The 26,960-nt window shown below is 39.7% G+C and carries 23 protein-coding genes and 1 pseudogene; 5 read left to right on the forward strand and 19 right to left on the reverse strand.

What is annotated here, in order from left to right:
* Nucleotides 1-39 precede the first annotated feature (39 nt).
* Genes Q0779_RS06545 through Q0779_RS06575 form a run of 7 tightly spaced genes read right to left on the reverse strand, consistent with a single transcriptional unit; the run spans nucleotide 40 to nucleotide 8,116 of the window.
* Nucleotides 40-1,497 (reverse strand): DUF4255 domain-containing protein, encoded by a 1,458-nt coding sequence (locus Q0779_RS06545; RefSeq protein ID WP_298770756.1) that lies wholly within the window; start codon nucleotides 1,495-1,497, stop codon nucleotides 40-42.
* Nucleotides 1,497-1,643: a hypothetical protein gene (locus Q0779_RS06550; protein ID WP_298770758.1), complete on the reverse strand. Its 147-nt coding sequence runs from the start codon at nucleotides 1,641-1,643 to the stop codon at nucleotides 1,497-1,499. The genes Q0779_RS06545 and Q0779_RS06550 overlap by 1 nt, the downstream gene beginning before the upstream one ends.
* A complete protein-coding gene (locus tag Q0779_RS06555; protein WP_298770759.1) occupies nucleotides 1,636-5,127 on the reverse strand; it encodes a hypothetical protein in 3,492 nt (1,163 codons plus the stop codon). The genes Q0779_RS06550 and Q0779_RS06555 overlap by 8 nt, the downstream gene beginning before the upstream one ends.
* A complete protein-coding gene (locus tag Q0779_RS06560; RefSeq protein ID WP_298770761.1) occupies nucleotides 5,120-5,860 on the reverse strand; it encodes a hypothetical protein in 741 nt (246 codons plus the stop codon). The genes Q0779_RS06555 and Q0779_RS06560 overlap by 8 nt, the downstream gene beginning before the upstream one ends.
* Before the next feature lie 5 nt (nucleotides 5,861-5,865).
* Nucleotides 5,866-6,417, reverse strand: coding sequence for a phage tail protein (locus tag Q0779_RS06565; RefSeq protein WP_298770763.1), 552 nt, complete (start codon nucleotides 6,415-6,417; stop codon nucleotides 5,866-5,868).
* 14 nt (nucleotides 6,418-6,431) lie between these two features.
* Nucleotides 6,432-7,748, reverse strand: coding sequence for a phage tail sheath C-terminal domain-containing protein (locus tag Q0779_RS06570; protein ID WP_298770765.1), 1,317 nt, complete (start codon nucleotides 7,746-7,748; stop codon nucleotides 6,432-6,434).
* Entirely contained in the window at nucleotides 7,745-8,116 is a 372-nt protein-coding gene (locus Q0779_RS06575; protein WP_298770767.1) for a DUF2586 family protein, read from the reverse strand. Before Q0779_RS06575 ends, Q0779_RS06570 begins: the two co-directional genes overlap by 4 nt.
* 502 nt (nucleotides 8,117-8,618) lie before the next feature.
* Between Q0779_RS06575 and Q0779_RS06580 the strand changes: the two genes are divergently transcribed.
* Together Q0779_RS06580 and Q0779_RS06585 are read left to right on the forward strand one after the other, a co-directional pair.
* On the forward strand, nucleotides 8,619-9,578 hold the full coding sequence (locus Q0779_RS06580; protein ID WP_298770768.1) for a glycosyltransferase family 2 protein: 960 nt from the start codon (nucleotides 8,619-8,621) through the stop codon (nucleotides 9,576-9,578).
* Nucleotides 9,556-10,425 (forward strand): ChbG/HpnK family deacetylase, encoded by an 870-nt coding sequence (locus Q0779_RS06585; RefSeq protein WP_298770770.1) that lies wholly within the window; start codon nucleotides 9,556-9,558, stop codon nucleotides 10,423-10,425. The genes Q0779_RS06580 and Q0779_RS06585 overlap by 23 nt, the downstream gene beginning before the upstream one ends.
* Before the next feature lie 58 nt (nucleotides 10,426-10,483).
* Here the strand turns inward: Q0779_RS06585 and Q0779_RS06590 are convergent, their stop codons facing one another.
* On the reverse strand, nucleotides 10,484-11,428 hold the full coding sequence (locus tag Q0779_RS06590; RefSeq protein ID WP_298770771.1) for a LysR family transcriptional regulator: 945 nt from the start codon (nucleotides 11,426-11,428) through the stop codon (nucleotides 10,484-10,486).
* 109 nt (nucleotides 11,429-11,537) lie between these two features.
* On the opposite strand from Q0779_RS06590, the gene Q0779_RS06595 reads away from it, so the two are divergent.
* Nucleotides 11,538-12,146, forward strand: coding sequence for a short chain dehydrogenase (locus tag Q0779_RS06595; protein ID WP_298770772.1), 609 nt, complete (start codon nucleotides 11,538-11,540; stop codon nucleotides 12,144-12,146).
* 393 nt (nucleotides 12,147-12,539) lie between these two features.
* Nucleotides 12,540-13,415: a bile acid:sodium symporter family protein gene (locus Q0779_RS06600; RefSeq protein WP_298770773.1), complete on the forward strand. Its 876-nt coding sequence runs from the start codon at nucleotides 12,540-12,542 to the stop codon at nucleotides 13,413-13,415.
* A 125-nt stretch (nucleotides 13,416-13,540) separates the two neighbouring features.
* On the opposite strand, the gene Q0779_RS06605 is transcribed toward Q0779_RS06600, so the two are convergent.
* Nucleotides 13,541-13,654 carry a zinc-binding dehydrogenase gene (locus tag Q0779_RS06605; protein ID WP_298770774.1) on the reverse strand — a complete coding sequence of 38 codons (114 nt, stop codon included), beginning with the start codon at nucleotides 13,652-13,654 and terminating at the stop codon, nucleotides 13,541-13,543.
* Between the two features lie 182 nt (nucleotides 13,655-13,836).
* Here Q0779_RS06605 and Q0779_RS06610 point away from each other — a divergent pair, with 182 nt between their 5' ends.
* Nucleotides 13,837-15,681 carry a hypothetical protein gene (locus tag Q0779_RS06610; protein WP_298770776.1) on the forward strand — a complete coding sequence of 615 codons (1,845 nt, stop codon included), beginning with the start codon at nucleotides 13,837-13,839 and terminating at the stop codon, nucleotides 15,679-15,681.
* A gap of 492 nt (nucleotides 15,682-16,173) precedes the next feature.
* Here Q0779_RS06610 and Q0779_RS06615 read toward each other — a convergent pair whose 3' ends face one another.
* From Q0779_RS06615 to Q0779_RS06660, 10 genes and pseudogenes are all read right to left on the reverse strand, one after another.
* Nucleotides 16,174-16,521, reverse strand: coding sequence for a hypothetical protein (locus tag Q0779_RS06615; protein ID WP_298770778.1), 348 nt, complete (start codon nucleotides 16,519-16,521; stop codon nucleotides 16,174-16,176).
* An 84-nt stretch (nucleotides 16,522-16,605) separates the two neighbouring features.
* Nucleotides 16,606-17,733, reverse strand: coding sequence for a serine hydrolase (locus Q0779_RS06620; protein ID WP_298770780.1), 1,128 nt, complete (start codon nucleotides 17,731-17,733; stop codon nucleotides 16,606-16,608).
* 277 nt (nucleotides 17,734-18,010) lie between these two features.
* The gene (locus Q0779_RS06625; protein ID WP_298770782.1) at nucleotides 18,011-18,508 is read right to left on the reverse strand and encodes a hypothetical protein; all 498 of its coding nucleotides are present in this window, start codon (nucleotides 18,506-18,508) and stop codon (nucleotides 18,011-18,013) included.
* 59 nt (nucleotides 18,509-18,567) lie between these two features.
* On the reverse strand, nucleotides 18,568-19,017 hold the full coding sequence (locus Q0779_RS06630) for a GNAT family N-acetyltransferase (RefSeq protein WP_298770784.1): 450 nt from the start codon (nucleotides 19,015-19,017) through the stop codon (nucleotides 18,568-18,570).
* Between the two features lie 198 nt (nucleotides 19,018-19,215).
* On the reverse strand, nucleotides 19,216-19,893 hold the full coding sequence (locus Q0779_RS06635) for a hypothetical protein (protein WP_298770786.1): 678 nt from the start codon (nucleotides 19,891-19,893) through the stop codon (nucleotides 19,216-19,218).
* A gap of 103 nt (nucleotides 19,894-19,996) precedes the next feature.
* Nucleotides 19,997-20,521 (reverse strand): annotated as a pseudogene (locus Q0779_RS06640) (IS3 family transposase); the annotation flags it as partial.
* A gap of 229 nt (nucleotides 20,522-20,750) precedes the next feature.
* Complete coding sequence (locus Q0779_RS06645; protein WP_298770788.1) at nucleotides 20,751-22,436, reverse strand: NAD(P)-binding protein; 1,686 nt, start codon at nucleotides 22,434-22,436, stop codon at nucleotides 20,751-20,753.
* A 91-nt stretch (nucleotides 22,437-22,527) separates the two neighbouring features.
* Nucleotides 22,528-22,704 (reverse strand): hypothetical protein, encoded by a 177-nt coding sequence (locus tag Q0779_RS06650; protein ID WP_298770790.1) that lies wholly within the window; start codon nucleotides 22,702-22,704, stop codon nucleotides 22,528-22,530.
* A gap of 682 nt (nucleotides 22,705-23,386) precedes the next feature.
* Nucleotides 23,387-23,737, reverse strand: coding sequence for a hypothetical protein (locus tag Q0779_RS06655; RefSeq protein WP_298770792.1), 351 nt, complete (start codon nucleotides 23,735-23,737; stop codon nucleotides 23,387-23,389).
* Between the two features lie 366 nt (nucleotides 23,738-24,103).
* A complete protein-coding gene (locus tag Q0779_RS06660) occupies nucleotides 24,104-25,867 on the reverse strand; it encodes a HEPN domain-containing protein (RefSeq protein WP_298770794.1) in 1,764 nt (587 codons plus the stop codon).
* Between the last annotated feature and the right edge of the window lie 1,093 nt (nucleotides 25,868-26,960).

A 26,960-nucleotide genomic window follows, 5' to 3' on the forward strand; every position in this document is an offset into this window, starting at 1 on the left:
AATGATCAATGGTATGTTCTACAAAAGAAGTAGTAGTATTCATTCAATCACCACACTTGGTGAGCTATAGCGTCCTTCATCGACACCGCCTTGATCTCGTTCAAGCTCACTCTGTCCATACTTTAATTTGTCGACTTGTACACGAACGAGGTAATGCCCTCGATTTAATCCTGCCGCTTTAAACGCCAGAGCGTGCATTGACGGCAGTTGGTCAAAGCCATAACAGAGCAACACCTGATGACTATTCTGCTTATGTAAAGTGTAATACTGAGCACCATCTTGTAATAACCACTGCTGGTTGAGCGTGATTTGGCTTATTCTGGCCGATTGAGAGAGTGCTATGCCTAAATTGGAGAATTGCTGGCTAAGTTCTGTGATATTTCCCTGACTTAATGCTTCAATATTCAGTGTTAACACTAATGTCAGCGCATCTTCCAACTGATAAGATTGTCCATTCACATCCTCATTATTGAGCCAGACGATAACTGACTGTTCATGGTGCGGAAAAGGTAAAATATCCACAATTAATAATGGCAAGACCTCATTGAACACTTCTGTGCTTGCACGGTATTCAACCTGAGTCAAATCAGGTTGCACCACAAAAGGATAAGGATCGGAATAAATTATTTTTGGAGTTTTACCGAGTCTGTCCGTTCGAGATAACCTTAAGTGATTTAACCCCGCTTTGACTTGCTCAGGTAGAACGATACCCAAGACATTACCGACATAAGAAACAGGGGAGACCATCACCCCCGCCTCCTCAAATTGCACCTGAGATGAAGAGTCTGCGCCTTGAGTGTTCAAACTTAATGTAAAAGAAGCATTAGGATCATAACGCCAATAATCCACTGACAAGGATTCAATCACAGGCATTAATTTAGCGACAGCAAAATCACTCACACCATGCACAGGCAAAGGCTTTTCTACCGCAAAATCACTTTCCATTAAAATCACCGATACTTCATAATTGAGAGAATGCTGATGAGGTAATTGAAAGAAGGACGCCCACATTTTCGTCACATCTTCCAATGAGAGCATAATAGGTTCAATTTTGATCCTAGCTTGCTGAGTGTGTAAATTCGAAGACATTAATATGCTGTCGGCCCCTAGGCTCAATTGATACTGCATAATCTCATTCGGTGTAATAAAAGGCTGAGCATGTAATTCGACAATGGTCGCCCCCATCATTTTTTGCGGCTCTAACGTTAAATCTTGACCATAAAAACTCAAATGATATTTAAGATTAAGTGGCACTTGTGGCTGCTTAATCAAGGATCCATCTGCTCTGCGAGTGGCCAGATCATTGTTACGCAAGGTGTGATTAAACTCGATATCGTATAAATACAAGTTCACCCCTATCATCTGCCCATCATCTTTTTCAGGACGACGATGAATAACCTGTGGCGCAGCCGATAAAAATGGCACTTTATTCAATGCATTTAATATCTTTTGCGAAAATACCGCTGTGGTCACCGCTATCGAAAGGTAATTACTCATCATTTCCCCTCAATCGCTGATTGTTTCTCAGGGCGACGATGAATAACCTGTGGCGCCGCCGATAAAAATGGCACTTTGTTTAATGCATTTAATATCTTTTGAGAAAATACCGCTGTGGTCACCGCTATCGAAAGGTCATTACTCATCATTTCCCCTCAATCGCTGATTGTAATCAGACAACGTCATGGTGGGCCTAGGCCTTTTTTTCACCGCACTTTTTAGGACTGAAAACCCAGGACGATTGTAAATGATCCGCCCCACATTTAACCTCACAGGCGATGGCTGAGCCGCGTCTGAACTTTTATCCTTCCCCAGTGGCAACACCTGTGTTGCTAATGCTGCAGGACTCACACCACTCACTTCATTATTAAGGGGCATGTTTAGGTGACTTGAGTGTTGAATAAGTGCGTCATTCTTTGACTTAACACTGTTTACATCAATATTGCTTAACGGGCGTTCATGTGGCTGAACGCTGTTTAAGCGAGTATTGCTTAACGGGAGATCATGTGGCTCACCCTGTGGTAATGATTGAGATTGCAATGGCGCGCTGTGTGACTGCAAAGGCTGAGATAAAGCATGCTGAAATTGACCGAGGCTCTTTTGAGAAATACTAGCTTGAGAAGTACTAGCTTGAGAAGTGCTAGCTTGGCCGATGCGAGTTAAAGAAGTCCCCGTGTTAGCTAGAGTCACAGGCTTTCCATCGCCTGCATGTACCTGACTAACATTATGATCAGCATGAGCCTGAATAAGCTTCTCATCTTCTGTTAATCGACTCTCAGTGTCATATGTCGGCTCATTGAGCCTTAAATCAGCCCTTTCACGAGAGCCACTATCGGTTAAGGGAACCCTGGCATGATTTTTAATAAGATTCTGATATTCTGAATGAATATGACTTTGATGCCGATAACCATTAACGGTATTTACCAGAGTCGATAATGGACTATCTGCGTTCGCTATCAATAAGGGACTCGTATCACTGCTCGAAAATGAGTCCTCAAGTGATGCACTTGTGACACTGGCATTATCCTCACTTGTATTGCCACCGTTTTGCTCCTCCAAAATAGGCACCATCGACTCTCCTCCTTCAAGCCCAAAGTGCTTCAAACCCCCATTGACATCATGAATATTATGCCAATGGGGTAACACACTCGAGTCAGGCTTCGAGAATTGATGCAAACGGCGAATAAGCAACTCACGCACGGCTTCATCCTCGATTTCATTTTGACTCGCTAGCCCTTTGTTAAGTGCAAATAGCCGCCGCTCTAGATGTTTAAACTCATCACCTAGCGCCTTGCCATTTTGCATCCAACTGGGTAAATCGAGTAACAGTGAGGAAATCACACTGGGCTGAAGCGGTGAATATTGTGGCGGTAAAGACCCACTTTTGCCTAATGGGGATAAAGCGGTTTGTATGGCATTTAATAACAAGCCTGATGTCACTGAATTTAGCCCTGTCTTTAAACCTAACGCTTGCTTTGAAGGCCAATTTGCGCTGTTTTCGATAAAGGCTAAAGGAGAAAGATAGGACTCAATATCATTCACCATATTGTTATCATGGTTGTGAATAGACTTATCGAAACTTGATTCAACACGTCTCTTGACTGCATCAAAATCTAACAGCATGGGAGCGGTACATTCTGGAAAAATTGATGATTGTCTTCGACTTCCTACACCACTTACTACACCACTTAGACTGCTTAGCCAATGTCCCCATGGTGAAAGGTGATTAAGCCTTCCAGTTGAAGATCGATTTAGCCCTTGTGCAAGCCCTTGCGCCAAGTCAGACAATAACGATAATGCCCTCGCCTTTGACAATGCCATTGCCACTTTGCTTTTCTTCATCCTCATGTTATCGAATAAAGTCGATAGTCGAGCGCCGTATTCTTCCCTTGCTGTAATAAAACGTTGACTGAAAAAATCGGGCTCAAATGCACTCGGTCGTGCAGGAGCCTCACCCCTATGCTGAAAATAATGCTGAAAATAATGTTGAAATGAGTGGTCATCACCAGAGCCAAACATTGCCCCTTGATTATCCATCAATAAATGCCGCCGGATCCCTTCAGTCAATTGGCTTAAGTTTGCTTGTTGAAAAACGGCTTTAGTTAAATATTGATCTAAGCTTTTACCGTGTTCATCTTGTGGATGGCGAGGTTCAATCCTCAAAGTTGCTAAGTGCTCCCTTAAAGATGACACCAAATAAGCGGTCACTGTCTCATCGGGGATTTTGTGAGCGTCAGCTTTTATGTCAGCCCGTCCTTGATTGTCTAAGCTATTACCTAAGTCATTGCCTAAGCTATTGCCTAAAAAAAGGTGTTCTCTGTTTTGTTGAGGCGAAGCTGCCCATCTCGCATCTAAAGCCAAGCGCTTCATCAACCCAGTTTGTACTTGCTGCGCTAGCCCATTTAATACCGACTTCACTTCACGTTCATCAATCTGGCGTCGCTGAACCTCTGTTCCCTGATGACACATTGTTTGAATTAAGCCATCGCTGAGTCCCCGATAGAACAGCTGAAATGCCTTATTGTCTGAGTATGACGTCAATGCCTCATGCATTCGCGAAGATCCAGCCTCAAGTGTCTGTTTGTTCCCACAAGCCACATTTTGAGCCAGTCTCTCTTGTAAAGAGCCGAATACCTTACGCCCCTGTTTTCCATCAGAGCCTTTCGAAACACGGGAGCCTTGATCTTCTTCTGGATACGACGCTTTTCTTGACCATGACGTCAAAGGCATATTCGATGTTCGCGGCCTTTGATTAAGCCGCGTGATAATCTTTGATTCTAACTTTTTGAGAGTAGACAGCTTATCCAAGTCCGCTTGTACTTTCCTATCCAAGCCGCTATCAAAGCCGCTATCAAGGCCAGCATAAAAGTCACTATCGATTTTACTGTCTAGGCCATGATGAATATCGCTCGCAGCTTGAGCAGAATAAACAGAGTCAGCTTGAACTTGCGTCTTCTGAGTTTGCCTTCCCCAAGCAAAAGCCTCTTCATTTAAGCGACGCGTTGGAGAGGATTGCAAATTTGGAGGTAATTGAAAGTGCGCTTTCTTATGCACATATTCACCCCGCCCTTGAAAATCGCCGTCCACTTTTTGCTTATCAGCAAGCGCACTTCGTTTAAAATCGGCCCTTATTTGAGTGAGCTTTTCAGAATGCGCGCCTGTTTTCTCATTGCTTGCTTCAGTAGAAAAATGAATCAAGGAAGAGTCAGCTTGCTGATGCATCCTTGTTTGTTGCCCATCACTTGATAGCGTTTTTACGTTTTTTCCTTCAGAAATAGGTGGTTGCTCTTCAAATCTAGGGGCATCAAGTCTAGAAGTATCAAGTCTAGGAACATTAAATTTAGCGTCATCAGCGCTAAGTGCGCCTAATGATTCTGTCTGTTCTTGATGAGAAAAATGCCCTTGTCCCAAATGCGTCGTTTGGGGCTCAAATGCTCTGCCACTTTTGCCTATAGCACGGGAAACATTAGGCCTTGATAGCCCCAAATCATGCCAACTTAACATCAGTGTGCTTTCATCCATTGATAAAGCCTCTACCATCAGTTGATGCAGAAACGGCGAAATGTAAGGCGGATTAACCTGATTATCCCCTCGTAATGACGTGACTAGTCCTTGCCAGAAACTATTCATGTAGTTGCTCAATGTAGTATTTTCTTCTCACATCTGACAATGAAAGAATATCCCCTTCCCACCAGCCAAATGCTCTGGCTAGCAATTGCACTTCACTCAATATGATCTGGGCTTTATTGTCAATTTCATGCCATAGGAAATTGGCAATATCAAAAGGCTCTCCCCAACTATGTTCACATTCTGGACAAGCCAGCCTGCAGACAATCTCACTGTGAGGATCTAAGGTTTTTATATGCTGTGATACTTGTTCTACAAGGCTGATAGGCATGGCATCAATGGGCGTATACACGCCATCCACCAGCCATTGAAAAACACAGGCTTTCATTAATGCATAAGCCGCACCTTCTTCATCTTCAACCTCAAGATAAGGTGCGATCATTTCTAAATCGTAACAAGTGGGAGGCCGACAGATAATTTGATGATTATCAATATCAATGCTCCTTTCTCCTCCATCCCAAACTGGCACATTGGGATCGCAGATCACCTGTGAGTCCAACTGAAATTCCACTTTCTCAGCACACTTAGGACACTGAGAATGTGCTTCAATATCTGAGCCAAACAAGCTATCACGAAAACGAAATAGCTTGGTATTTCTTTGCCCAATCGACAAAAGTGAAAATTCATTCATTGCAATAGTGGGATGCGCCGCCGCCAGTAATAAAATGGCTTTATGCCAATAATTTTTACTGAGCGCAGCTTCCCACAATGTGACAATGTCATTGGATGTCAGCATATTGCTTATGAACTAGGCAATGTAAAACTGGGCTCTGCAGGCGCTTTCACACTGTAATCCCTTTCCCAGCCTTCATTTTCCAATTTAATACTTTGAATCGCAATGGCATTACCATTCGCATCGAGATCAGGCATAGCCGTAAAATCAGACACCCAACACCGATAAATATTATACGCAATGACTTTTTGACCCGCTTCATTGTAAAGCTCGATAATGATGTCTTTGCGAAAATCTTTCAGTGACACTATTTGGTTCGATTTATCAGGCCCTTTCGTTGAATTGGTGTAATCCCACACTTTATTCGCCCATTGTTCAAACACTTCATCATGGGTCACTCCACGCTCTAAGGTGATGGCCTCATAGGATGTTTGTCCCGGTGATAAATGAGTCGTTAAAGGATCGCCACCAGAGCGGTGCTTCACCACATCCGTTGTGCGTTTAAGTCCCGTAACTTTGCTGACGCCTGCCACATATTTACCATCCCATTTCACTCTAAATTTAAAGTTTTTATAAGGATCGACTCTGTATGTATTGGTTGGAAATTCTGTATTTGCCATAAGTTAATTCTCCGTTAGATCGTAGCGACCGTTTGTTGGAATTTAAGTACAACAAATTCAGCGGGTTTGACCGGTGCAAACAAGATTTCGACATTGACAATACCTTTTGCAATATCATCAGGTGTTGTCGTTGACGCATCACAAATCACTTTATAGTTATAAAATGCCCCTTGCACAGCCAACTCTTTCATGAAGGCCCCTATGCTCAACCTCAGCTGAGACCACAAAGACTCATCATTATCTTCAAACACAGCCCACTGTGTGCCACGTTGCAGTGACACTTCAATGTAATTGGTCAACCTTCTAACACTGATATATTTATAATCATCAGACAATAAATCAGCGCCCCGTAATGTCCTATCCCCCCAAACCACTGGCCCAATCACTGGGAAATCCCGTAAACAGTTAATTCCCAATGGGTTTAAAAAACCATTGTCATCATTGTTCACTTTCACTTCGAGCCCTGTAACGCCAACCATGCCCGCATTTTGGCCTGCTGGTGCTTTCCAAACGCCGCGATTCAGATCATTGGTTGCCATCACACCCGCGATAACCCCACAGCTGGAAAACACGCGTTCACGATCTTGCATATTCGGATCCGGCAACTTCACTTTAGGAAAATAACTGCACGCATATCGGCCCGTATCCCCATTAATCCCCAGATCGGTCGGCTGAATATCCGGCCACTGTCCGGTTTTCGCTTTGCTTGTCCATGCATCTAAAGGCTCAGCAATAAATAAGGCGCGTTTCTTCTCACAAAAAACTGCCGCGGCACTATTAATCGCCATCAGTGTATCGGCCGTTCCCCCATCATCAGTACCGGGATCCGGTGGAATACACAGCATGTTGAAGATATCCACCGTACTAAGTGCATACAGTCCCGTGCGAATATCCTCTTCTCCTAAATAATCATCACTGTCACTCAATAAAGGGCTATCTGTGCCTCCCGTCATGGTATTGGTATTAATGACACTTGGCGTCGTTTTAGGAAAACTGGGAGAAGACTTAGGTAAGTTACCCGTGACACGAATGTAATTAGAGTCGTGAGCTAAGGTTTGATCGACTCGAATCGCACTATTATTCCCGCCCTTGACCGTGACACATTTAAAGGTTTCGACGGGTTTGCCATTATCCAATACCGTTAAGTTAAACAAATCATTCTTAGCGACACCATCGGCTTGCTGATAAATCGATGCCACTTGATCCGTAATACCATTTTGATCCAAAGACACGGAAATATTATTGCCCCAGACGCCAGGGTTGGCAGCGCTAAAGGTAAAACCACTAGCAGAAACTGAAGCGGTGGCTGAACTATAATCTGACATTGTCATGCGTTAGCTCCTTTTTTAGCCGGGGCCTTGGCGGGCGTTGCAGCAGGGGTTGATTTACTGCTTGAGGAACCTGATTTTGATGCGGGTTGGGCTTTTTGAGGAATGATAAATCGCCTGATAATAATGGCTTCGCTGCCACCATTTTGAAAGAAATCTTTCACCGCATAAGTCAGCGGAAAGTCAAATGTTAACTCTCCAAACATCTGCTCAAAATTCCCCATACTGGTTACGGTAATGGCATCATCGACGGGACCTTTTGGGGCTCTTCCAATAAACGCGGTAATCGCAGTGGGAACGCCTGTGATGGTGTGGCTACCACTTGGGATCTCTTCCACGTAGACGCCTGGATAACTTAACTGTACTGGCATATTCAATGTCCTTTTTAAGTTTTACATAAGCATTTCACCTCTCTTCTGGCACAACAAAACTCCCCAAAACAAAATTAACTTACAGGTGTTTTTTTAATCATTCAAGTCATGTTTTTAGCACTACTATTGTCTACTTATGATACAAAAAATCATAAGTAAAAAATAAAATAAGCAAGTAAACAGAATCTTATTAAGCATTCACGGCTAAAAATCACTGATTAAAAACAACCAATCGACAGATAAAAACAACAGATTAATAGAAAAAAGAATTAGGAAAATAAAGATGGAAATCATATTAAAAATAAATCTATGATATAATAACTAGAATAACCCTTAAAAATTAATAACACTTAAATAAAACTAAAATCCAATAAAAAAGGACTAAACATAAATGATGAAATTTAAAATATAAAGGCAAATAAAGTCATGTATTATGTTTACATTTTAACAAACATATGATTAAACTAGAATATATTTCAGATGATCGAAGCGACTATATCTTATGTTAATCTCTGTTGTAGCACCAATGTATAATGAAGCTTCAGCCATCAACGAATATATCACCCAAACAATCACAGTACTTAAAAAAAATTATGATGCATTTGAATTGATTATTGTTGATGATGGTTCAACAGATAAGAGCGTTAATATTGTTCAACACTCAATGTCAGTTTATGCTGAAATCAGACTCATTATTTTGTCGCGCAATTTTGGCCACGAAAATGCGTTAACAGCAGGCTTGGTCGCCGCTAAAGGAGATTTTGTCGTATTAATGGACTCAGACCTACAAAACCCACCACAACTTATCCCTAAATTATTTAAAAAATTAAACGAGGGTTTTGATGTCGTTTATGCTGCACGCACTCACAGGAAAGGAGAAAGTTGGCTAAAAAAAACGTCTTCATATTTTTTTTATTGGCTCGCAAAAAAAATGACGGGATTTGAATTATCTGCCGATGCAGCCGATTTTAGAATATTGCACCGGCGTGTCGTCGATGCCTTAATTCTTTTAAAAGAAAATAATCGAAAATTGATCATGTTATATGCATTTGTCGGTTTTAATACAGCTTCAGTTCCCTATCACGTCCCTCCACGGTTTGCGGGGAAATCAAAGTATAATTATTTTCAATTAATCAAAACTGCCCTCGATGCCATTTTATCTTTTTCTACTCGTCCTCTATGGATAATATCAATACTCTCTATTATCATTAGTTTTTTATCAGCAAGTTATGCGGGATTTATTTTCTTACAACATTTTATTGTTAATAATTTAATTGATGGTGTCGCCTCCATTTTATGTTTCACAGCGACAATGTTTTCTATTTTATTTTTATTTTTATCCTTATTGTCAGAATATATTGGCAGAATTATGACAGAAACAAAATCTAGACCGCTATATTATATTCAGCGTGAAATTTGCCATGATGATCTAAACATTGATGCCAACCAAAAACGTGAATAAGTATATTATTATTTGTGCCGATGATTTTGCACTGAATCTTCCAATTTCAGGTGCGATTATTGAACTAGCTGAAAAAAAGAAAATTACAGCCACGAGTTGCATGACAAACATGCCACTCTGGCTTAAACACAGTCGAGACTTAAAACCCTTATTATCAAACATAGATATAGGCCTTCATTTTAATTTAACCGAAGGTTCGCCTCTTGGCGAAAATAAAAGTTCTTTGGGCCATGATCAATTTTTTACATTACCTCAATTACTCCAGAAAGCTTATCAAGGGAAAATTAAAAAAACTGAGGTTAAAGCTGAATTAATTGCTCAAATAAATGCTTTTATCAAAGGAATAGGCTGCATGCCAGCTTTTATTGACGGCCATCAACACATTCAACAGTTCCCTATTATTCGTCAAGCCATCATAGAAATTTATCAAGAACTCAACTTATACCAGTATCAAAGTTATATTCGCGTTTCAAGTAATGGCCTTCTTGCCAGCTTTAATCAACCACAAAAGCTGAAAGCCATTATACTCACCCTCCTTGGCGCAATATCCTTTCGACGGCTTTTAGTTAAAAATAATATCCCACACAATACTACTTTTTCTGGTATTTATGATTTTTCTCCACAATTAAATTACGCCCTTTTTTTTAAAGACTGTTTATCACAACTGAGTGATAGCGGTATTTTAATGTGCCATCCAGCACATACCAATAATGAAAGCAATGATCCCATCGCTAAATCAAGAACAAAAGAGTATGATTTTTTCATCGATACACTTTTTGAAGACATTTGTTACACTCAGAAAGTTGACCTTATAAGGTTTAATCATGCAAAAACAACACGACTTTAACTCAAAACTATTATCATATTTTATCTATTAAAGTGTTCGGTGTACCTTAAAGCATCCACTAAATCAAATATGACTCATTGGATTGAAGCCACTGTTTAACGGCCATATTGAACCGCAATAGCTTTTGCGGCATTCCACGCCGCTGGGCATAGAGCAAGTTTAATGCCTGAGACTTTATCGACCACTGGGGTAGCACATGAATAAGCTCACCACGATGAATTTGCTCTTCAACTTGATAAAAAGGTAAACAGGCTAACCCTAAACCTTGTAAAGCCAACTCACAAATCGCACTGTAAGTATTGCTGTGCAGCTGACCTGATACAGCAAGGGATATCTTTTGTTCACCACAATGCAATTCAAATTCCTCACACAGCCTTTCTCGGCTGTTAAGAATAAAGGCACATTGATGAATATCACCGAGCTCTGGCATTCTATTCTTGTTTAAGTTATTTTTTAAGTTCTTATTTAAGTTCTTATTTAAGTTCTCGTTTAAGTATTGCTCACTGCATACCATGACATTACGGATCATGCCCAAGGGTTTGGCAACCACATCTTGCGGCAATGTATCGTCAGCCCTTAAGGCCACATCATAATCACCAAGTTCAATGTGCTTTTTTTCATGGCCACAATCTAGCATCACATTAATATCAGGATAGTCACGACAAAACTGAGGAATAACATGTCGGCAAAGTGCTTTTCCAAGTTCCAATGGCGCTGTCACATGTAAATCACCACTAACTTCTTGCGTCATGTCCTTCAGCCGCATTTCAGCTTCAATGGCCAGTAATTGAATTTGCCTCGCCTTTAGGTATAAGGCTTCACCCGTTTCAGTAAAATGCATTGAACGCGTGGTTCGATGAAACAACTTAACATTTAATTGCTGTTCCAATTTCTGAATATGGCGAGACACTAAGCCTTTAGACACATCCAACTTATCGGCAGCTTGAGTAAAACTGAGCGTATCGGCCACCATTATAAAAGTCTGTAAATAACGTAAATCCACTCAATTAACACCATTTAGTAAACAGTCTTCTTATTTTATGTTGTTTTTTCGACTTTAAAAAGAAATTATCATCATTTATATCAACAATACCACTAATAGAGTCGAACACATGAAAATGCTTATTATAGGCGCATCCGGCACCATAGGCAGTCAAATCACAGCCGCATTATCAAATCAACATGACGTCATCACCGCAGGGAAACACACAGGAGCGAGACAGATTGACATCACCGATCCTGAGTCTATTCACACAACGCTTACTGCGATTGGCCAACTTGACGCCATTATCAATGCCACAGGAGACGTGGCATTTGACTCCTTTGAAAACTTATCTCAAAAAGAGTGGAATAAAGGCATTCAAAGCCGCCTAATGGGGCAAATTAATTTGACTCAAATGGGTATGCATTTTCTAAATGATGGCGGTAGTATCACATTGACCACAGGGATCATTGCCGATCACCCTATCAAATATGGTGTCAGCGCCGCCACACTCAATGGCGCTATCCATCACTTTGTCAAAGCTGTGTCCAACGAGCTGCCTCGAGGTATTCGAATCAATGCGGTCAGCCCCTCTGTCGTCACAGAATCACTCAGTATTTATGCCGATTACTTTCCAGGATTTCAATCGATTGATGCAAGCACACTGGCCCAATTCTATCTCCGCTCAACATTAGGCATAGAAACAGGGCAAGTCTTTAAAGCCTATGGAGAAAATTAAACATACAGACACAAAAAAATTCGATGAATTAACCCATATTATATCCGTGATACTTGGGTTTGAAGCACATTTGAACATGTGGATTTAACCCAAGATGAAAACAGTTTTGTTGCATATACCTTGTATTTGCAATACGCTTTCATCTCCAATGACTCCCCTGCAACTCACACTAAGCCTTTGTTACATTAGTGTCTTTACCGCGCTACTCACTGCCAATGATCCCTGTATACCCTGAATAAGATAGATTTCTATCTAGCTTGATAATTCGAAGGATAAATATAAAAGCGCATTTCCCTCACCCTGATATGACCCTCTATTAACTCAACATAGACAGATCACAGTCCTTTAGTATAAGCTGAATAAAATCAATAATTACAATAAAAAGAGAGAGCTATGGAAGCGGATATTCTCATTCAGGTCATCTTACCTGCGGCGTTATTTATTATCATGTTAGGAATGGGGTTATCTTTAAAGCTGATGGACTTCCAGTTAATTATTGCTAAGCCAAAAGCGGTCATTTTAGGTGTATTGGCACAAATGTTGATGCTACCTTTAATTGCTTATTTGATTATTCTAAGTTTACATATTGAAGGTGCACTGGCCGTTGGTTTGATCATTTTAGCACTATGCCCTGGTGGCACCACATCCAACCTCTATACCTATCTGGCGAAAGGGGATGTTGCCTTATCGGTCACCCTCACGTCTGTGGTGAGTCTCATTACGCCTTTTACTTTACCTATCATTTTACTCATGTTCATGGATTTATTATTAGGTAGCGGAAATAAGGTCGATTTACCTGTACTCAAGACCATGACTCAATTACTCGTGATTACGGTGATCCCTATTAGTTTAGGCATGATTATCCACCGCTTAAAGCCTCACTTTGCCATGGCCGCAGAAGGTTATGTTAAAATATTCTCTATTGTTTTCTTGCTGTTAATAGTGACAGGACTCGTTGTCAAAAACATTAGCCATATGGCCAATTATTTTGTTCAAATGGGATTAGCAAGCCTTTTGCTTAATGTGATTTGTATGTTTTTAGGCTTAAGCCTTGCAAGGGCGGCTAAACTCAATTTTGCTCAACAAAAATCAATTGCCATTGAAGTTGGGTTTCAAAATGGCACCTTAGCGATAGTCATTGCCCTGAGTTTATTACAAAACACACAAATGGCCATCGCGGCAACCTGTTACTCTTTATTAATGTTTATAACAGGGGCAATTTTCACACTCATATTAAACCGCTTTGAGGCTCATACACAAACGTCTTGAATCAAGAAATTTTATCTATAAGAAATGAAGTTATTCTATTTTGACTTCACTCAGTCAATGACAATCCCTATTGAAACGTCTTCGCTTAAATTTAGGCTTATAAAGAGAAGTTTCTAGGGTCATAATTAACAGACTAATACAACTTTGCCTAAAGTATCGCCACTGCGAAGACATTGAATTGCTTGGTGGGCTTGCGCAAAAGGAAAAACATGGCCAACATGAGGAGGCGGAATATCCACGCTCTCCATATCGAATATCAGTCACCAAGCTCATACTCTTTTAAAAAATAACACTAAAGTATTAGCCTTTTATTTTTTTTAGCTCATTGGCTAATCCTCTTTCATACCTGAGACTGATGCTTTTATCACCGCCCCTGTTAATGTTGTCTAAAAGAGATATTAGAGTGAGTAGGTGATTTTAAATGGATATTTCAAACACTATGAAGTTAAATCTAATGGTATTATGCTCGACATTATTTTTCTATGGCTGTTCGAACGAGTCCAGTTCAGCAACCTCATCCGATACCCATTCAACAACGTCTGACACTGCTAATGTTATTTCTATTGATACATCATCTTCTCTGATTAAAGCTGAAATCAATGCGCCAGAGATAATGATTGAAACAACCAATAGTAATATATTGTTAAGTCTGAGATATGACGATGATAGACAGCAAACCTCCACAAACCAAAGCGACTCCAGAACTGTTACTGTAACGTCAGCAATAATGACACCTAAATGTCCCTCCATTGACACCATCGAGCCTCAGTCTATTTCAGTGAATTCAACATCTATTGCTTATCCTATTATTGCACCAACGCTACCTGAGAATATAACGCGCTGCGAATATCAATTAAGTTATTACATTGAAGGAGAAAATGTTATTCAACCGGAAATGTCGCTTATAACCATCATATCGGCGCCTATTATTACCGTCAATTTATTAAAAAATAATCAAGTCGCCACCTCTATTATTCGCCAAGGCGGAACGCTAACAGTCGAAATACTGCCACCTGCGAGCTGGGATGGAATAGAAAATGATCTGAACTTTGATATCACGACAACAATCCCAAATATCAATTTTACTGCTTGTACAATCTCACTTAATAGCCATGAAGCATGTTCTTCTTCAACCCTAATGAGTGATGTTGCTTTAGATATTTATACCATTACAGTTACATCAACAAACACTGAACCTTTTTTAACTGAAACAACTAAAAATATTGAGGTAATTGAACCATTACCTTTTTTACTAGAAACAAGTACTGAAATTGCTGATTATAACGGTGACGGTATTGATGACAATATCAGTATCAATACTTATGATTATGATGAAAATGGACAAGTATTGAAAGAGATATTAACAACAGATAGAGAGATAGACGACACGATTGATCAATCAATAATGACAACTTATGAATATTTAGTCTCCACAACTGTAATCAGAAATACTAGAGACTATAACGGTGATGGGGTCGATGATGCCATCATTCAAACAAGTTTACGTTACGATGATTCAGCTAATTTAATTCAAAACTATGAAGCCAATGATTTTGATGCAGATGGAAATTATGATCTCCATAGTATTAATAATTATGAATATAATAGTGATAATTTGCTACTCTCAAAATATCAAGGCTCATCTGAAGATATTGATGGAGAGCACACTTTTTTTGTATCAACCCATTATGAGTATGATATTAATGGAAATATACTTTTAGAAGCCATCGAATTCAATCGAGAAAGATTAGGAGCTACAAGTACATCAAGATCAAATACTTATACGTATAATGAAAATAATGACAGACTGACCTATCTTTATGCAGAAGATACTGATGGCGATGATATTTTTAACAGAGAAACATTAACATCATATTTTTATAATCATCTGGAATTGTTGGTCTTAGTCACCGAAGAAATAGATCGTGATAATGATGGTGTTAATGATATAATGACTTCTACACACCTCGATTATGATTCTAATGGCAATGTCACCCAATTCATTAAAGAAAGTGACTATAATACCGATGGGACTACAGACGCTTTATTCACGATTACCTATCATTACGATAGTAATGACAATTTAATATCAGAAATACAAGAAACAGATAGAGAAAATGATAATGTGATTGATTCTACCTCTAAGAAATACTATCAATATGATATTAATAATAATATCATTGAAATCATAGATGAATATTTTTTTGGAAATGATCTTGCCTCAAGGCGTGTAACAACCAATACTTATATTCAACTCTCTGAATAATTGAAAATATGTTTATGCTTATTAAAAACCTAAATAAAGCAATATAAACTACATTGTGTAGCGTTACCCATATTTGTTATCTTGATGCCGAAATCACTAACGTCTTTTCTTTTTGAGTCCAATCCAGTTGCCCTGATTGGTTAAATTCTATGATGTTATAATTTATCCAAAGCCGCTGACATAAAAAACGAAAGCTAACGTTTTGCTCTCTGTTAGTGGTCAACTAATATTGGCCACAATTTAGAATTTTGTCAAAGTGATCAGTCCCTTCAAACTTCATGGCTTGAAAATAGTGCTCCATTGTACGCCACTTATTATTATCCAATACGAAGCCAAAACAGCAAAGTTTGATAACTGATAGTATTTGTCATCTCTATTGAAAAAATAGATTACTTTAGCCATATATTCTTGGGCCCATCGCCGCTATAAAAGGCGCGCGTTAGCGCATCCAGTGGAGGCCCTTTTGGCCGAAACGATTTTTGATAGGTGTTTTTAGTACTGCCATTTTCCCTTATCAACCAAAAGCTGGTTACCTTCACTATCAATTACTTTTAGTACGCCTGAGTTATGAATGAAGAACTTCGCACCATCAGCTAGAAATTCGTAACCCTGAAATGCGCATGGGGTGACCCCGTCAGCGCATTTTGTGTGTACAGTTTTTCCGATGACAGTGTGCTTCTGCTCACAACCAACAGGTGAGTATATGAATCTAATTGTATCGCAAGTTACGTTCCCTTCTTCACATTCACGTTCTATTTGAATAATAAAATTATCAGTTACAAGTGTCTCAGCAGAAACTACTGAGGAGATAATAACTAAAGCAATAACAAGATATTTCACGATACTCCTTGGACGCCTAACGCCGCAATAAGCGGAGAGTAATAGTTTGCTAAAATGTGAAACGAAGTGGAACCGAGCAAACTGTTACGAAACCGACTTTATTACCTTGTTATATGCCATTAAATAGTCAAAAATCATATTTGACAAGTCTTCTAGATCTTCCTGAGCACTGTTACTAGAAACATTGGTAATGACGAATATTCCTATGTTTTTCTTCGGATAAATGGCAAGCCAGCTAGATGTGCCCATTGAACGACCACTGTGATATAGCAATTGCTCATTTGAATCATACTCATATGTATTCCAAAAAAAGGCTCTACCGTGGCCACTTTTACTGCCATCCAGAAGTTCATGAGAAATAGCAACCTCTGGACTTGATGATAGTTGAAGCTGAATATAACAAGTGATAGATTCAACTGTTGAAGTTAATCCTCCTTCAGCCAATGAATAGGAGCTTAGTAAAGGCATACGCTTACCATTTCCATCTGTACCTACAGTAATTTCACCTAGAGCAAAGTTAGTGCCCCTGAACTCAGTGCTCATTTCTCCAGACTTAGACGTGATGATTTCAGAGACAAGCAATTCAAAAGACTTTTCGTAAACCTCCTCCAGAATATACGCAACCAACTTAGTGCCTGCGTTTGAATATTGATATTGCTCACCAGGTGTAGAGTTAAGTTTCACTTTTTTGAGATCATCAAAGTAATTATCTCGGGAATATTTTGATATTTTTCCAAAAGCAGTACCTTTTACGATGTCTTCGCTACTGTAAGCAAAATCTTTTGGGAGCCCGCTGGTATGGGTCATAAGATGTCGTAAAGTAATATACTTATTGGATAGCTCTAAATTTCCGTATCCGCTATTTTTTAGGTAATGACGAATATCTTTATCAAGCTCAACTTTCCCATCTAGAATGGCGTTAGCAACAACTAACCCGGTGTACGTTTTGGTAATAGAGGCAAGTTCGTAAATTGTCTGGTTGTTTGGAATATCTCCATCACTTAATTTCCCTAAATGGTATTGGTAAATATTTTCAGCATCTACAATGGAAACTGAGACCACCTGCCCGACATTTCCATCAATAAATTCAATAAGTTCAGATTTCGTATTTGACTCAAAGTTAATTGCGTCATAATTTTTACAAGAAACCAACACTGCCATTAATGAAATAAAAAATATAAATGATATGGATTGGGTTATGAATCGATTCACAAAAATTCCTAAGTTTTAAACGCGACAGGCATATATCAGCTTATTCAACAGCAGCAGGATAATCTTCCAGACTGCTGACTCTTTTTTAAAACAAATCATTGAACAAGACTATACTGCTAAACCATTGTTGTAAAATGGTTTGATTAATCATAGAGTGAATTTTGAAGTGAATGGTGGAGTTCATTACAAGGGTCATTGTGACTGTCTCTGTTCTTAATGGCTCCACTCTTACATCTTTATGCTTACATCTTTATGATTACATCTTTATGCTTACATCTTAATGCGAAGACTGGTTAGTAATATTGATGGAATCACGACAAGGGTAAGACTTGGGATCTTTCCTAACTAACCTTGTCATCTCTCGATTAAATAACGCCACATACTGATTGGCTTTTTGGCTGAGTGAGGAGTGTTCTTTGCACACAATGGCATCACCACCGACATCAATAGACTTCCATTTAGAATCAAAAATAACGCACCTAGAAAATTCAAACTCAAAGCCCGGACGACTAGGGGCAAAACCATCGGCAACACTATAAAAATAAATGTCGTTTTGATCATAATCACGTTGAGCATGCTTGGCTGCTTCTTTTGGCTCCAATTTATTGATAGCAGGAGCAAAAGAACATACATCTTGATCTGATAATTGATTCCCTAAATATTTTCGTAACGCTTGTTTTTGTATTTGCAGCTCCTCATTACTCAGCTCTGTAGAAGCCGCCTTAAACGGAATGCAAAAAAAAATCAAAACATGCAATATGCGTAAAAATGTCACTTTAACCTCATTTACCTTAGTAAAAACTTATCAAGATATACCTGTCTTAGTTATTGTCTTTATAACTCAGCGCGCAGTCGTACCATATCAATACAACGAATGCCATTTTCAAATATTGGTTCTGGATAAGAATCAAAGAAGCCCGATTTAATACTGTGCATTCTAAATCCACACTTTTGATAAAGGGCCAACTGTGAAAGGCTTGAATTACCCGTACCCACCTCAAGTGTCTTGGCGCCTGATTCTTTTGCCAGTTGTTTTACCTTGCCAATTATGGATTTAGCAATACCTTTCCTTTGATACTCATTTAAAACAGCGATATTCTTCAATTCAAATATTCCAGCAGATTCAACTACCACAGCAATACCTACAAATATATCACTATCCCTACAGACCAGCACTTCTGAGCTAGGCAGATACGATAAAATCGCTTTTTTATCGGGATCTGCACTTAATAATAAATCCATCAATTCAGGAGTTATTTCTTTATCGTACACTTCGATATTCATTTTGAGTGATAACCTTTTTATAGTACGCTTGCTCGATTACACATCAGACCATTCAACGCATAATTTATCCATATATGTCTTAATTATTTTTTTTAACTTTAACCTCATTAACGCTTTTAGCTGCCGCGGTTTGTCGCTGAAAATAATTTTGGGTGTCCTGATTATTGCTTCCTGATTATTGCTACAATTCTTGTCTATTTAGACGGATTTAACCACCAACATTTGCGTGGCACCTTTCTGGAATTTGTAATTAACATCAGATAAATATGTTGTCTTACCGATCCTTTTTAACTCTAATATCACCTTGTTTAAGTGAGGTGATATTTCTCCATTCAACGTAATCAATGGGTAAACCCTAACTTCTTTAGCTACGCGACAAAGTTCTATAAGAGAATTAATGTGTTCTTCTAGATCAACTTGTTCGCTATAGAGAAATAAGTAATGTGAACATAGAGCAAGATCAAACTGCCCATCTTGAAAGTCTAGATTCGGTAGTGATGCTTCTTTATACCGACCTTCATTTTTACCTTTTTCATAATCTACCATGAATTTTTCCATAGCAGAGATTCTAATCTTACCAAGCTCTTCAACAGAAAAAATACTCTCCCAAATATATTTGTCTTTGTATATTTCCATTTGAGGCATAATTTCGTTATAAACAGCTTCAATACGACTTTTAAATTGATCAACATTAAATCTATAAGTGGGATCTATGGATACCACTTTACCGCCTTTAGAAGTTAGATCAGCATTGAAAGATGCTGGACCATCGCCACACCCTAAAATGTATTTCAAAAGATCGTTTTCTGTTAAAGAAAATATTTCCTTGTACTCTTCAAAAGATCGCCCCCAAGGCACGGTATTCTTTAATTCCACTTATTACTTCTCCAATACGTGTAACGCTCGTTTAATCGCTGCTTTGATAACACTCAAAGAACCATAAATTATTTATAATAAATATATCAGATAACTGTACTGGTCAACCCAAATTGGACACTTTTAGTTGAGAATATTCAAACTCTACAGGTGACAACTCACCATTAGCAGAATGAAGCCGCTCTAGGTTGTAGTATTTCATATAAGCAGCCACATCTATCCTCATAAATTCTCTTGTTGGTTGATTAACTTTAAAAATCCAATCATGTTTCAGACTACCAAAGAAACGCTCTACGACTGCATTATCCCAACACGCGCCCACATCCCCCATGCTGGCACGGATCCTATAACTTGATAACAGCTTACCGAATTGCTTACTGGTATACTGTGAACCTCGATCACTGTGAAATACTAGGCCTTTAGGTGGTTGCCGCAGGTTGTAAGTTTTCATTAATGCCTTAGATATCAAATCCGTCGTCATGCGTTTATCTATGTGCCACCCAACTACCCGACGTGAATATAAATCCATCACTACAGCTAAATACATCCAGCCTTCACCCGTCTTCAAATAAGTCACGTCACCAGCCCAAACTTGATTAGCAGAAGTTGGATTAAAGTTCATGTTTAACTATTTACGTTGGGTGTCTTGGTTCTTTTGTTATTGGTTCTTTTGTTATTGAGTTTCTTAGTTATTGAGTTATTGTTATTTTCCTAGAGACAACAACATTCACATACCAAAACAAAAAAGTCTTAGCTGGGGAGCTTATGTCTTGGCTCAACGGGAGCGTCCATATATGTCTTAATTATTCTCTTTCCCTCTATTTAAGCTAACGCCCACCGTACGCTTTATACTTGTCTCATCCACCCGCTATACGAACCGGCTTCGGTCGGCGTTGCCAGCCATCATAATGATGCAACGACGCTTCGCCTCGAGAGCCATCAAGCACCCTTCTCATGACTGGATGCTGAGATAGGAGGCCTTCAGTCTGAAATATTGAAAAGAGAACCTGCACTTTCCGGCGATCCATACGGCGCTCGGTTTCCCTAATTAGGCGCTGCCGCTCATCCAGATTGCTTGCTCGAAGGTAGCGCGCCACGGCGGCCCCAGTCCAACATGCGTCGTGAACACCAATTCCAAAGCGAAACCAAGCTGACTGCGCTGCATCGCCAACAATAAAATACTCACCTTCACCGTATCTCCCCGAAGTGCGCCCGGATCGGACACCGGTGAGGTAGCTATGAAAGAAACTGGCCGTGTTTTGCGCGGCCGAGGGGAACGAGTTCTCCTCCTCCAAAAAACGCCCCACTTTCTCCTTATCAAGTTTGGAGTCCACCCCCATAGCGCCGAGCAAACGCTCCGCGATTGACCAAGCGGACCCCACAAGTGTACAGGCTTCGCGCGGAAACATCCCTTCGAGATGGACTCTACGAATGCTACCTCGATCTAAGCCATGCCAGTTCTGTGGATCTAACATGTCTCCGCGAGACTCTGGTATCCAAACCCAATCTGGAGGTACCATATTATTGGAATAAAGATCAGGGAGACGATCGAATGTGAATATCGCACGATCTAGGCTACAGACCATGCAAATCGGATCGTCAAAGACTCTTGGATCATCGGCCAACGCTAAGGTCAAGAACTCTTTCCAGTCTTCGCGACAATCTTGGATCTTATCGTCGATCGTATGTAACTCGGATCCCGAGCCCTCTAAATAAGCGCTCAACAGATCACCGGGACTCAGAACCTCCTGTACCAGTTTTCGCAGCCCGCAAATGGACTCTTTTCCCGCCAGAGCTTCTCGAATAGAACTGTGCCCTCCGGAAGCATCAACCACGACATCAAAAGGCAATGATATCTCGTTAGCAACCTCCACGAGTTCAACACCAGCACGCCGCGTCATGCACGAGCTCTTGAGAGGATTTGGGTTGGGGTGATACCGAGCAAACAACTTACCATCCTCGGCCACCGCATCACAATGTTCGTACAAGACAACGCCAAGCTTCAGGGCCACCACGCGCAGAAAGAAGATCAGATCAAAGAGCCAGATGGTGCTCTTGTCTGCATACGATGGTGCGATCTCGCTACGAAGAGATCGAGGCGCGCCTAAGGAGGAAAGATAGCGTTCCTCGTGACGAAAGATGCCCACAATACGCGAACGTATCGGACGCCCGTGTTTCTCTAAAACCGTCACGTTATGGCCACGCATGGCGCATTCGATTGCTGTGGTCAGTCCTGCTGGGCCAGCCCCTGCGATCACGATCCGCTTAGGCGTACTAATACCTGCCACGCGAGCGCACCGTTCAGACAGAGCGCAGTGGAATGCATCGAGAAACCCATCAGCCCCAAGGTCATCGTCGACCAGCCATCGAGTATGCGCATGCTCACCGGGAAGCGTCAGAGTCTCCTCAAACTCAGCCTCCGTCTCCCTTGAACCACTCCCTATGGTGGACACAGGCCGCAGTGCAGCCTTGGAAGAAAGCGCCTCCCGAGTTGCAGGGTTAAGGTTGGTAAGTTGTTCCTTCAAAGTCTCGAATGAGTGCATCGAAAAATCCTATATTAGGTGTAAATCTTGAGCGAGGTTTTTTCGCTGTTGCGGCCATAGTACTTGGCACGCTCTAAGCGAAGGTATTCTTCTAGCAGCGTAATGCGCTTTTTTGTTCAGCAATGACATCAGCTTTCTTTCCAATGAAAACGGACTGATGCTCTATCCACTGCTCCCTCACGGTTAGCAAAAATAGACTATCTTCGAAGATGAATGAAGTGTTCGCTTGCCCATTAGCCATGGGCGTATCGTATAGTCTAACTTCCATATCTAACGATTATTCTTATTAAAAAATGACTATAAGTGCAGCTCGATGCCTAACAAGTTCAAGAAACCGTTAACAAGCAGGAGCAGAATGGCTATTCATCCTATCCTAAGGATAATATATAGGACTAATTTATAGCCAGCCATTATTAATCAATAACATAATGAAATTTTTAGCCAAGATCAACACTCAGCATTTATCAAATCATGACCTGACTGCTTTTAACGTAATGCCTGCTGTTTATCTTAAAAAATGAGTAATATTAGGGAAAGTAGTGAATTTTGAAGTGTAAGGCACCGACTCAGTTGGCCTTTTATAATATGAGGCTGAGGTTCGTGGTCTTAACACTTAACATATCCCGATATAATTGAGATACACGCTGCGCGCTAGTCTATAGGCATATACTGACAACATTTTGGCAGCACTTTGGAAAAGTGCCGTCGTCGTTTATCTAAATGTTCGCGATAATTACGCGACTACAACAATCCTGACATATAGGGGTAATATGGTCTTTTGGTTAAACGGAAAGTTCAATACTAATTAAACTTCTTCTAGGACGTGGCAGAGGCTGGTAATAAATAGCCCTTTATGAATAGCAACCTCCAACATCTACTCGTTCATAAAGCTTAGTTGGAGGGTTTTGAACATGCCATTAATGATGGCTGTCTTAGTCAGTTGTTATTAGTCAGTTGTTTGATAACTCTATTGTTGCCGCTTGACACACATTAGGCCAAATAGGTGAGAACTTGTCAGAATAATACCATACGGTTACAGCTTTAGATTGAGCTTGTGCGGATAATAACAAAGAAACAAAAGCAGTGTCTTTACTGTTAACTCCTAAGTAATCACATCCATCATGACCTGATGACAACTTAAAAATCATCTCACTTCCTCCTTCTAGAACAGAAGTGTTATATTCAGACGTCACTCTAATTGTCGTTACTATCCCAGAGCCTGAAATTTTCATTGTTGCCGCGCTGACAAACAGTGGCAAAGAGATTAAGAATGCCGTTAAAACCAAATGGAACTGTCTCATGATATTTATCTCTCATTGTATACTTTTTATTATGGCTATAGTTTACAAAATATTAACTATAAAAAAATAACTAAATCAAATAATTATGGGTGTGTTAGTTATCTTAGTTACCAATGTCAGTACAAACACCTTAAGCAAGCATAAGTAGCCAACATCAAGACTAATGACTCAGATTGAGTAAGTAGCGAGTGAGTAAAAAGAAGCTAATTTTAATCACCAAGGCCTATTATGACCTTGGCGAGATTCCTTTGGCTTATTGAAAATCAAAATAGGCTTGACTGCAGGGGAACGTCCATATATGTCTTAATTATTGTCTAAACAGGCTTGACTATAAGGGAGCGTCCATATATGCCTTAGTTATGCTGATCATTTTTTACACATACGACCTTTAATCAATTGACAGGACAATATGTGGTCGGGGCAATTAAATATACATGCGCCAGCTGAAATTTGGAGCTGATCACTTTCATACTTGATATATAAATTACTGAAGTATGCAATATTGTGAACCTTTTTAGTATCCACAACTGTCATCAATTCTTCTTCAATCGTTCTATTTTTTCTATTTGGGTTCAAACGTAAACTACGCGCTTGCTCTGTTGCCAATATATTAACTCTAAGAGTATCACTTGCTTTTACATAGTCAAAAACTAGGCAGTTATTCCTGTATTGCTTAGCCCTTTTAAAATTTGTTTTGTTTACTTTAATAAAATGATAATTTCCCGATGCAGCATCCAAAGCGGATTTACTTATCCGAGCTTGCCGAGTTATCGGATACATCCAGTTGGTTAAATAGGCTATGAATTCAGAAAAAGAAAAACCTATATCGACAAATGCCCAATATCGGAGCAACAAGGCCAGCTTATTTGTAATAGTAACCTCGTATGTAATATCTCCATCATTTTCAATGGTGGGCTCATCCCCATGCGCCACGCAATTACGAATTCTTTTTAAATGATTGAAGTCATTTTTATCAAAATCTAGTATTTCGATGATATTGTTATTCGTTTTGGAAAGAGCTAAGTCGAACTTCTCGTTAAATGATGCAATAGAAGTGTTTTGGATATTCTCGCCAATTTGTTTACACATACTATTGATTACATCATCAAATATTTTTCTCTCATTTTCGTCTTTGATCTCACATTCTGACTTAATAAATTCGAGACTAGAGCGCGCAGCTCGCCTATATTTTTTAAATTGCTTTTTAGACAAAGATTTTTCTTCGTTTTCTGCGTAAAGGCTTACATACCTATCCACCAAGCTTACATATGCTAATATTCGGTACTCCCAGAAACCCTCATATGAAAGCATACCAGAAATCCTTGACCACAAGTTTCGGTATTGGTCATTTCTACTGCTAAAATAACCCTGCAATATCCCTTGCCACCTCTCCTTATAAAATAGCTGGCTAGATTGAGCAAAACACTCTCTTTGTAATATTTCCTTGCTCACGTCTCTAGTAGCATTAAGAAAATAAATTGAATCTATTGAATTATTATCGCTCGCATCTAAAACATATTCTAATCCTGTATAGTGCCCAAGTAACAATGTGAAGAAAGTACGGATGTCACTAATGATTTCTAGCAACTCGGCAGAAGACCAAGAGAAATTCTTTGCCTCTACAGTTAGAAGTGTATATTCGTATATTTGATTGTTATTTGCTCCAACACTCTTGATTTCACACCAGTGCTCATTAGATAAAGAAAACCTTCTCTCTCCGGTAACTATTTCAGTATTGAATACTTTGGATTCTCTTGTTTTTATAATTTTATTATCTGAGAGTTCAAACTTTCCATCCGTATCCATCCACTGCGACAATCCTTGGAAAAGTAGATTTACTTTCTTAAACTTAGTTCGCGTCTTTTTCCCCCTAATCAAGAACCTCGGAATTATAACGTCATTCAGGACATCACAATCTAACAATTGATAAGTGTATTTTTCGGACTTGCAGGTAAACGATTTTTGGTTAAGGAATTTTGATATATCTATCCTGAAATCAAAGCTAATCTGAGGAGTACTGTTTTTCTTAACTGAAAGGTTCCCATTCCCAACAACAGATCCAAATGAAGTAAAGACTTCCACATCTACTGAAAATTCATCTAAAAAACCAATATGACGGTCAAAAATCATAAAATAGTTCCACTAGTTTAATAACATTCGTCGGTGATGATCGAAAACATAACCTTTATATATTGCCCATCCACAACTGTCTCAGCTGCGACTCAATAAGCAAAGCAGTTCCATCAACTAGTCCCAGAAAATACCATCAACAAGTTACTTGTGTAAATAAAATGTTTAACCCGATAGTAATCCAACTCAAAACTATAGAGATAGCTCACACTACTCTCATAAAGCCCATTCAAAGGAACGCCCTGCTTTTATCTTTTCTTTTTCTGTTGATTTTAGCTCCCCATCGGAGTGGCTGAAGTTCGTTGAAATAAATAACGTAAAACAGATATGGATATCTGTTTAATTTTCGGGCTATAGGGATGTAGCATCGGAAATGTTAACCATTGATTTTATAAGAACAAGGCACCTACTCAGTATTTTTCACTCCGTCGGGCGTTATGGAGGTTGTTGGAGGGCGAAGGCCATAATAATGGCCTCTTTGAGCGACAAATATGGATGTTTGGCTGGCCTTTGGATAGGGATATCCTTAGGACGAGCAGTCCTCCTAATCCCACTCTTTATTACAAGAAGGAGTGGGAACTCACGACCTTAGCCTGCGGCAGTAATTCATCCCCATGAAGACTCGACCCACACACACTTACACAATATAGAATGTAGGTAGCAATTTCAGAGTTGATTTATCAAACATCGCCCATTCGAAGAAACGCCCTGCTTTTATCTTTTCTTTTTCTGTTGATTTCAGCTTTTGCTTTTAGCTTTCAAAACAAGTGTAAATACGGTTGTGACCGTCCGTGACAAGGACGTCACGGCCGAAGCTATAGGGATATACTTGCGCTGTGTCACAAGTGTGTTTGCACAAAAGCCTGCGGCAGGCAATTTACTAAAATAGGCCCAACCATTTCAAATAAGATAACGTTAAACAAATGAAGTTATTGATTACACCCCAGTGTGAATGGGAACTCACGACCTTAACCTGCAGCAGCAATTCAAACAACTGAGGTAACGTATTCCAAGCACACTGAACTAATACAGATAACGATTCAATAGCGATTTGTTATATTCACATGAGTGAACATTCACATTGTTCCATTAA

Source organism: uncultured Shewanella sp. (assembly GCF_947491715.1).
Lineage (GTDB): Bacteria > Pseudomonadota > Gammaproteobacteria > Enterobacterales > Shewanellaceae > Shewanella.